Source organism: Gemmatimonas sp. (genome assembly GCF_044345575.1).
Lineage (GTDB): Bacteria > Gemmatimonadota > Gemmatimonadetes > Gemmatimonadales > Gemmatimonadaceae > Gemmatimonas.
This window is the reverse complement of record NZ_JBIJAW010000139.1, coordinates 1-8,401: the sequence shown is the minus strand read 5'-3', so window position 1 is coordinate 8,401 and position 8,401 is coordinate 1. Positions and strand designations below refer to the sequence as shown.

General features: G+C 68.1%; 7 protein-coding genes. 4 read left to right on the top strand and 3 right to left on the bottom strand.

What is annotated here, in order from left to right:
* Nucleotides 1-2,868: ATP-binding protein (locus ACIQ6O_RS09620; protein WP_396207574.1), on the bottom strand; the 2,868-nt coding region annotated here is incomplete at its 3' end.
* Nucleotides 2,869-2,928: 60 nt separating this feature from the next.
* Nucleotides 2,929-3,285, bottom strand: a complete 357-nt coding sequence (locus tag ACIQ6O_RS09615; RefSeq protein WP_396207573.1) for a TSUP family transporter — start codon at nucleotides 3,283-3,285, stop codon at nucleotides 2,929-2,931.
* 29 nt (nucleotides 3,286-3,314) lie between these two features.
* On the opposite strand from ACIQ6O_RS09615, the gene ACIQ6O_RS09610 reads away from it, so the two are divergent.
* Nucleotides 3,315-4,388, top strand: coding sequence for a M42 family metallopeptidase (locus ACIQ6O_RS09610; protein WP_396207572.1), 1,074 nt, complete (start codon nucleotides 3,315-3,317; stop codon nucleotides 4,386-4,388).
* A gap of 238 nt (nucleotides 4,389-4,626) precedes the next feature.
* Here the strand turns inward: ACIQ6O_RS09610 and ACIQ6O_RS09605 are convergent, their stop codons facing one another.
* Nucleotides 4,627-6,258: a HEAT repeat domain-containing protein gene (locus ACIQ6O_RS09605; protein ID WP_396207571.1), complete on the bottom strand. Its 1,632-nt coding sequence runs from the start codon at nucleotides 6,256-6,258 to the stop codon at nucleotides 4,627-4,629.
* 99 nt (nucleotides 6,259-6,357) lie between these two features.
* Here ACIQ6O_RS09605 and ACIQ6O_RS09600 point away from each other — a divergent pair, with 99 nt between their 5' ends.
* The 3 genes from ACIQ6O_RS09600 to ACIQ6O_RS09590 all read left to right on the top strand — a co-directional run.
* The gene (locus ACIQ6O_RS09600; protein WP_396207570.1) at nucleotides 6,358-7,215 is read left to right on the top strand and encodes an alpha/beta fold hydrolase; all 858 of its coding nucleotides are present in this window, start codon (nucleotides 6,358-6,360) and stop codon (nucleotides 7,213-7,215) included.
* A gap of 21 nt (nucleotides 7,216-7,236) precedes the next feature.
* Nucleotides 7,237-7,692 (top strand): hypothetical protein, encoded by a 456-nt coding sequence (locus tag ACIQ6O_RS09595; protein WP_396207569.1) that lies wholly within the window; start codon nucleotides 7,237-7,239, stop codon nucleotides 7,690-7,692.
* Nucleotides 7,693-7,924: 232 nt separating this feature from the next.
* Nucleotides 7,925-8,401, top strand: a 477-nt coding sequence (locus ACIQ6O_RS09590; RefSeq protein ID WP_396207568.1) for a helix-hairpin-helix domain-containing protein, incomplete at its 3' end; no start/stop codon positions are given.

Sequence of the window (8,401 nt, the reverse complement as noted above, 5' to 3'; positions counted from 1 at the left end):
TTCGGCCGCGTAGAGGACCAGGAGTTGGTATTCGCCCGGCACGGTGGGCGCGCGCAGTACGCGAAGACTGCCCGACTGATCCTCGAGCGAGACGGTCATTTCATAGTCAAGCCCGTGCGGCGGAAGTGCCTGCAGCGTGAGGAAGTTCGTGCGTCGATCTCCCCACAGCCCCACGGCGCCCGCCAGCAGGGCCGCGGTCGTCTGCGACGTAACGCTTTGCAGGCGTAGTGAACCGACGAGCGGGACTCCCGGGCGCGCGATTACCCGAGGACGTTTGGTGTCGAGGGGCTGTCCGTTGATGGTCCCAGACAGAATGCGCAGCGCGTCGAAGTTGCGCCGCTCCTGCTCGCGTATGAATACCAGACGGCGCGACCGCACCGGTGGGAACCCGTCAGCGCGCACGACGAACTGCCCGAGGGCGCTGGCCGAGAGCGTGAGGCCAGTGAAGTTCACACGACCATTCACCACCGCGCGCGTGGTGTTCCCCTGCAATTGCCCCTGCCCTCCTCCTTCCGCTTCGAACGTCACCGTGACCGAGTCGGGACCACGTGGGGTGGGAAGCCCGCGGGCATCCACGAACACGGTGCCGAGTGACACGGGGATGGGAGCGTTGGGGTCTCTCAACCAGATGAATCCGTCGGTGGATGGCGGCTCCACGAGCTGCATCCCCACGGGCGCGGGGAACTTGGCCGTGTTCGACCAGGCGATGCCGAGCACCAGCAGCAGGACCGCACCCGCCATCGCCATTCGCGTGGCGTGCGGTCGTCCCTTGGTGAACCGCCGCATCCACGGCACCGAACGCGTCAGCTGCGTGAGCATGTGCGGCGTGGCGGCGGTGCCGAGGAAGTCCGCGGCCGCCCGCATGGGATCACGCCACCGTTGCGGGTCGGCACTGAGGTCGAGCCACCGCGCGAAAGCCCGCTCCGCCTCGCGGTCGCCGGCCTCCGCCAGCAGACGCCCCGCGAGTGCGAGCGAGAGCGCGGAGGTCGCCCGCTCCTGCAGCAGCGCTCCCCCCACGCGCCGCATGATCTCGCGGCGTTCCTCAGGGCGCGCAATGGTGATCGCGGCGTCCGCGAGTTCGTCATGTGCAATCTCGAGCCCCGTGAGCCCCGGCACGACGAGCCCTCGCTGCACGAGTTCGTCGACAACACCCGAACTGCCGTCTGCCGAAACACTGGCCGCGAGCACGTCGTCGGACAGGGCACCATCGGCGACGGCCAGCGCGGTCAGCATCTTGCGACCGGCGGGCGAGACCCCCGCGAGCAGCTTTTCGAGGACGCCGCCCTGCCCGAACTCGCGCTTGAGGGCGTCGAGGTCGGGGCACTGCCAGCGGTCGCCGCTGATCGACAGCAGCTGCCGCTCGAGGGCGAGCTCCATCGCCGACACCGCGAGCAATGGCACACCGCCCGATACCGACACGAGCAGGGTGGCCAATTCCCGCTGCAGGAGCGGATCGGACGACGCCACACTCGCCAGCAGCAGTTCGATCTGCTCGAGCGAGAGCGGCGGGAGATCGAGGTAGCGCACCGCGTCGGGCGCGACCCACCGGCGGGTGGGACGGGTGGCCACGACCAGCAGCAGGGGCGTTCCGGCCAGTGTCTCGCCCAGCGTGGCGATGACCTGCCGCGACGGCTCGTCGGCCCAATCCAGATCATCCAGGATGATGAGCGTGGGGCGCTCGTCGGTGATGTTGACGAGCAATTCCTGAATGGCCTGCGTGCGCACGCGGGGCAGTTCGCTCGCCGGGCTCGTGCGCGGCGCGGCCGCGCGGAAGACCGACGACAGTGCAGGCGACAGGTCCACGAGAATGGCCGCCGTAGCGGGCGACACGCCCATGGCGCCCGGCAGCGATGCGGCTCGGTCGGCCAGCGAGGCCGCCAGCGCGTACGGGGTGTCCGCGTTCACCCGGCGGGCCCGCAGGGTGAGCACCTGCCCGCCGACGGCCCGCGCCCGTTGGGCGAATTCGTCGAGCAGCATGGTCTTGCCGATCCCCGGGCTTCCGCGCACGACCCACATGCCACCGCGCGAGGCCGTCGCGCTGAGGTCCGTGTGCACCGTGCTACGCCACTCTGACAGGAGCAGCGCGAAGGCACTCTCGCGCCCGACCAGTTCGGGACGCCGCCACTGCGACTGGTCGTCGGCCGACGCGTCCTCAATTGATGCCGTGGGGCCGGACTCGAGCGCCCGCAGCTGCGACCGGATCTCGGCCGTGAGCGACAGCGTCCCCTGCGCCACCAGCTGCTGCAGCCGTTGCGCCTCGGCGCGCGCCTCCACCCGCTCACCGGCAAGCAGCAGGGCGCGCAGCCGGGTACTCCACAGGTCTGCGCGATCCGGGGCGGCGTCACGGAGCACGCCGGCCATCGTCGCGGCCTCACGGGGGCGATCAACGAGGGTGCGGCGCACGAGCTCCTCGCCTACACTGAACCACGCCGCCTGCAGGCGGTTGCGCTGGCGATCGCACCATTGTTCGAAGGCGGCGCTACCGGGGGTGGCAAAGTCGGCCACGAAGGGTCCCGTGTAGCGCGCCCATGCGTCTTCAAGGGCTTCGCGCTCGAGCGCGTCCTCGAAGCGCTGGCAGTCGATCGTGAGCGGGGCCGTGAGGAGCACATACTCGCCATCACTGCCAAGCACGTCACCGAGCTTCTGCCGGAGGCTGAACAACGTTTGACGCAGAGTGCGACGACCGCGCTCGACCTCGAGATTCTGCCAGAGCAGATCCACCAGGTGGTCGCGGGTGACCCGACGGCCAGGGGCGAGTGCGATGTAGGCGAGCATCGCGAGCGGTTTCTGGGGCCCCATGAGACGAACGGGCGCGCCGTCTACCGTCCCGATCAGCTCGAAGGTGCCAAGGGTCTTCAAGTACAGCATGGCGGCAAGCTCGCCGGTCAGCGTCAATGACGCGTCAAACCCATGTCATACGTCTGACGCTCACCCGACCCACATCTTGATCGCCATAACGACCATCAGAACGGCGAAGCCCTTGCGCAGCACGTCCCCGTCGAGGTGAGTAGCCAGCCAGCTGCCGCCGAAGGCGCCGACCGCCATGCCGAGGGCGATGACGACGGCGTCGCGCAGCTGGAGATGGCCGGCGCGGTAGTAGTTGAGCGCCCCGATCGCGGCGCCGATGGGGAGGACAAGGGCGGCCAGCGAGGTCCCGGCCGCCTGCTGCGGGGGCATCTTGGCGAGGTAAACGAGCGCCGGCACGATGATGATGCCGCCGCCGATACCGAAGATGCCGGAGAGGATCCCGGCGCCGACGCCGATGGCGATGAGCAAGAGAGTCATGTGCAAACGATAGCACCTATATTTCGCGGATGCTTTCCGACTCCTCGATCGCCTTTCTCAAGCGCCTGCTCGACACCCCCGGTCCGTCGGGGTTCGAAGGCGCCCCGGCGCGCGTCTGGCGCGCCGAAGCCGCCACGTTCGCCAGCGACATCCGCGCCGATGTGGTGGGCAACTCCATCGCCAGCGTGGAGGGTGACGGCACGGGGCCGACCATCCTGCTGGCCGGCCACATCGACGAAATCGGCATCATCATCACCCACATCGACGAGCACGGCTACGTGTACTTTGAGCCGATCGGGGGGTGGGATCCGCAGGTGCTCGTGGCGCAGCGTATCCGTTTCCTGGGCCGCAACGGGGACGTGATCGGGGTGATCGGCAAGAAGCCGATCCATCTCATGAAGCCGGACGAGCGGGAAAAGGCGAGCAAGATCACTGATCTGTGGGTGGATATCGGCGTGAAGAACAAAGCCGAGGCGCTCGAGCTGCTCGAAGTGGGCGACCCGGGGGTGATCGACTCGCGCACGCTGGACATGCCGAACAACCGTATCGTGAGCCGCAGCATCGACGACCGGATCGGGGCGTTCGTGGTGCTGGAGGCGCTGCGTCGCTACGCGGCGAAGCCCGGCGCGGCCCGCGTGGTAGCGGCCGCCACGGCCCAGGAGGAGATCGGCTACAGTGGCGGTGGCGCGCGGGTGGCGGCGCAGAGCGTGGACGCGACCATGGCCATCGCCGTGGACGTGACCTTCGCCACCGATCACCCGGGCATGAAGAAGGAAGAAGTCGGCGAACACACCGTGGGCGGGGGCCCCGTGCTCACGCGCGGCAGCGTGACGAGCCCGGTGGTGTACCGCCTGCTGGCCGATACGGCGAAATCGCTCGAGATCCCCTTCAGTATTCACGCGGCCGGACGCTTCACCAGCACCGACGCCGACGCGATGCAACTGGCGCGCACAGGCGTGGCCACGGGCCTGGTGAGCATTCCGAACCGCTACATGCACTCGCCGAACGAGATGGTGTCGCTGGACGATCTCGAGCGCGCGGCGGAACTGATCGCGGACGCGTGCAGACGAGTAAGCGCGGAGACCGACTTTACGGCGCGGTGAGACGTGAGACGTGAGACGTGAGACGCGAGCGTACCGCGTGAGAGTCGAGGGATGAGCGTGAGAGGTGCGCTCGGATAGAAGCGAGAGGTCAGCTTTGCCGAGGTGAGAAGCGAGGGGGGTGCCCCTGACTTCTCACCTCGAGAACGCTGACCTCTCGCTTCTATCCCAGCTGGCCTCAGACTCTCGCTGCTGGCGTCTGATGCTCAATGCTCGAGCCTCGCCGAGCGCCGAAGTCCCGTCAGCCGCGAAGACGGAAGGCCGCCTGCGCCACTTCCGGGTCCGGGTCGTTCATCAGCGCTTCCACGTGCGGCATGACCGCGTTGCCGCGGGCCTTCACGAGGGCCTCGAGGGCGGCGATGCGCAGCAGGGGATCGCGCGGCTGGTCGTGTTCCCCCATCTGTCCCTGCGGCATGGCGATGCGCAGCAGGCGCTGCACGGCATCGGCGCTGCCGAGCGTGCCGAGCGAGGCGAGCATTTCGAGGGCCACATGCTCGTCGGTTTCCTTGTCGAGGGCGACGGACAGCCGGGCGGCGGGCGGGCGTACCATGCCCGTCGTGCCTGTCGACAGGCCGTAGCTCACGGCGGCGATGCGCCGCACCTCGGGGCTACTGTCGTCGATCATGGCGTGCAGCCCCTGCAGCGCCTTGGGGGTGGCGATGCGCACCAGCGCGCGCGCGACGGCCACGCGGATGCGTTCGTCGGCGTGTTGCAGGAGCGGCAGCATGGCCGTGTCGGCCTGCTCCACGCCCATCTCGCCGAGCAAGGCGATGGCGTTGCGCACCACGAACCAGCGCGTGTCACGCAGCAGATCGAACAGCGCCGGCCCGGCCATGTCGAGCTGCACGATGCTGTCGAAGTACACGCGACGCGCCGCCGCGTCTTCGCAGTCCATGAGCTGCTTCACGAGCAGGTCGACGCCCGTCTCGCCAGCGCGTGACAGCAGCTCGAGCATGCCGGCGCGATCGTACGCATACGGCAGTCGTTTGGCGAGCAGTTCGAGACTGCTGCGGTGTTGCAATCGACGCAGCAGACGCTCGGCCGCCAGCCGGCCGCCGCCGCTGCCCACGAGGTGCACCTGCGCGATGGCGGCGAGAGCCACCTGTTCCAGCACGCGGGCCTCGCCGCGGAACTCGGCCTGATCGACGAGCGGCACGAGCGTATCCACCACGCGCATACTGGTGGCATCGTCGTGCGCCGACGCGAACCTCGCGACAAGCCGTGCCGTATCCGTTGCCGACTCCGGTGTGGCCGCCGTATCTGCCATCCCCGCTGAAATCGGCGGAAAGGCCGCGACACCCGTGGCCGGTGTGGGCAGGCGATTGCCACCCGGAGGCTCTACCGGGGTCACGAGCACACTCCACGACCGCAGCAACTCGCGCGGCTGCTGATCGGCCACGGCGCTCATGGAGGTGGGCGTTTCGTTGGTGAGCGTCGGGGTATCGGCGTTGCGCGGCTGCGCCAGAAAGTTGGCCAGCGTGAGCAGCTCGGCTGGCGCCGCGCCCTGCCGTACCGTGATGCCGCCTACCCCCAGCGTGGTGCAACGAAACAGCATGGGGCCGAGCAGCGGATCCTCGCGGGTGAGCCCGCGATCCATGGGTTCGTCGCCGAGGATGAACTGCCCATCGACCACGCGGCAGAGCATGGGCGCTTCGCGGACCCGAGCATTGAACTGACGTAGCGCGTCGCGCACAGCCCCCGCCACGGTGTCATCCACCGGTCCGTCACCAGCTGCACCGAGGGTCGCCATGCGATCGACCAGCCACGCAAGCGAGCGCAGCGTCCCACGGGCCGCGCGGCCATCGTGGACGGCTCGCAATACGCCGGATTCGGCGTGCCGGGTGGGTGTACGGCGATGGCTGAGCGGGGGCATGCTGGAAACTACAACGACGTAAAATGGGACGGCGTCACGCGTCGCCAGCCAACGGCGCGGCGGCCGTCGCGGCGGTCACGGTTGGTCTATTTTGCTTCCATGAACTCCGGCCACACTGCCCTCACCCCCGTCCCGCTCTACTTCCGCGCCGATGGCGCTGGCGCACCGCTGCTCCTGCTGCATGGCGGCCCGGGGGCGCATCACGATTACCTGTATCCGCAGATGCTCGCGCTCGCGGAACATTATCGGGTCATCACCTACGATCAGCGCGGCGGTGGGCAGTCGAAGACTGACGATCCTGCTCCCATCACCTGGCGCACGCAGGTGGATGATCTCGCCGCGGTGATCGGGGAGTTCGGCTTGCGCGAGGGGCTCACCCTGGTCGGATACTCGTGGGGCGCGCTGCTGGCGATGCTGTACGCGGTGCAAACCACCGTCGACCCCGCGTTACCGAAGCCTTCGCGCCTCGTGCTGATTTCGCCGGCGCCCATCACTCGGGCATGGCGCGACCAGTTCGAGGCGAATCTCGCTGAGCGCGGACGCAGCGAGACCATTGCGGCGCTGCGCGCAGAGTTGGCGGCGTCAGGGCTGCGGGAGACGGATCCCACGGCGTACCGCCAACGCGGCTTCGAGTTGAGTGTCGCCGGCTATTTCGCCGACCCGCGCAAGGCCACGGCGCTCACGCCGTTCCGCGTCACCGGGAAAGTGCAGCAGAGTGTGTGGCAGTCGCTCGGGGATTTCGATCTCACAGCATCGTTGCGTGCCGTGCAGGTACCCACACTCGTCATCCATGGGAAGGACGATCCCATTCCGCTCGCCTCCGCCGAAGCGGCGGCCGAAGCGCTCGGCGCCGAGCTGGTGGTGCTGGACGCATGCGGACACGTGCCCTATGTGGAGCGTCCCGAACCACTGTTTGCCGCCATCGAACGGTTTCTGGCCCAACGCGGCGTGCGGTAACTCCCAGATCGACACGAGCTCATGGCTTCCTTCGGACCCGTCACGCTCACGCCCATCGCCACATTCACGATCGACGAGCGTGAGGTGCGAATCACGCTGCACACCGCGCACGATGGCATCGAATTCGTGGGGCGCCTGTTCTTCGTCGAGCCTGGATGGACGAACAGCGGGATCCCCGATCGAGGCATCCTGCCGGGCCGGTCGATCGACGACGTCGTCGCGCTCGCGCGTGACCTGCGGCCGGAGGAACTCGCCCAGCGCTATCGGCGGGCGAACGCCGAAAAGCGGCGATACCACGGACTTCGGCAGCTTACGCTCGAAGCGCTGGCCAAAGTCCGCTACCTGAATCAGGTGGGCGTGAGCATGCGCACCGGCATGCTCGACGCCGACGCGGCCCGGCAGGAACTGGAACTGACGGAAGCGCAGATGGTGGAGCTCGTGCGCCAGATGAAGCACCTGGCGGGGGTTGAGGGCTGAGATCAGAATGCCGAGAGTGAGAATCGAGGGGTGAGAACGAGACGTCCGCCCGGATAGAAGCGAGAGGCCAGTTGGCCAGAGGTGGGAAGTGAGGGGTACCACGCTCACTTCCCAATTCTGGAGTGCTCGCCTCTCGCTTCTATCCGGGCGCACTTCTCATTCTCGGCGCTCGACGCTCCCTCTCAGTTCCCGGGTCTCACGTCTCAGCGGAGAGCGCGGCTAGATTGGGAGCATGAACTGCCGCGACGCCTCCCACGCGCTGTCTCAGGTCTCCGTCCTGCTCGAGTTGCATGACGGTGACCGGGCCATGGTGAAGGCCATGCAGACGGCTTCGCGGGTCGTGTCGGCGCTGGGTGACCAGCCACTGGCCAATGTGCTCGCGGACACCCTGGCGAGCGCGGACGCCCTGCCGGCCGCGGCCCTCGACGTGTTGCGCGAACTGGCCGACAGCAACAGTTCGTCGTTGCTCGAACGGCTGCAGGAGGAGACCCCCGAGGGGCTCATGGAGATGCTGCGCGTGCCCGGACTGGGCCCGGCGCGCATCCGGTCGCTGCACGAACATCTGCATATCGAGTCGTTGCTCGAGCTCGAGCTCGCAGCCAACGACGGCCGTCTCGCCGATGTCCCGAAGTTCGGCGAAAAAACGGCGGAGAAGGTACGCAAGGCGCTCGTCGATCTGCGCGCCACGGGGGCGTATGTGCTGTGGCAG

Bases quoted from the DNA above. Each gene is read 5' to 3' on its own strand.
- ACIQ6O_RS09605 (WP_396207571.1), bottom strand. From the start codon at position 6,258: ATGCCCCCGCTCAGCCATCGCCGTACACCCACCCGGCACGCCGAATCC.
- ACIQ6O_RS09600 (WP_396207570.1), top strand. From the start codon at position 6,358: ATGAACTCCGGCCACACTGCCCTCACCCCCGTCCCGCTCTACTTCCGC.
- ACIQ6O_RS09610 (WP_396207572.1), top strand. From the start codon at position 3,315: ATGCTTTCCGACTCCTCGATCGCCTTTCTCAAGCGCCTGCTCGACACC.
- ACIQ6O_RS09615 (WP_396207573.1), bottom strand. From the start codon at position 3,285: ATGACTCTCTTGCTCATCGCCATCGGCGTCGGCGCCGGGATCCTCTCC.
- ACIQ6O_RS09595 (WP_396207569.1), top strand. From the start codon at position 7,237: ATGGCTTCCTTCGGACCCGTCACGCTCACGCCCATCGCCACATTCACG.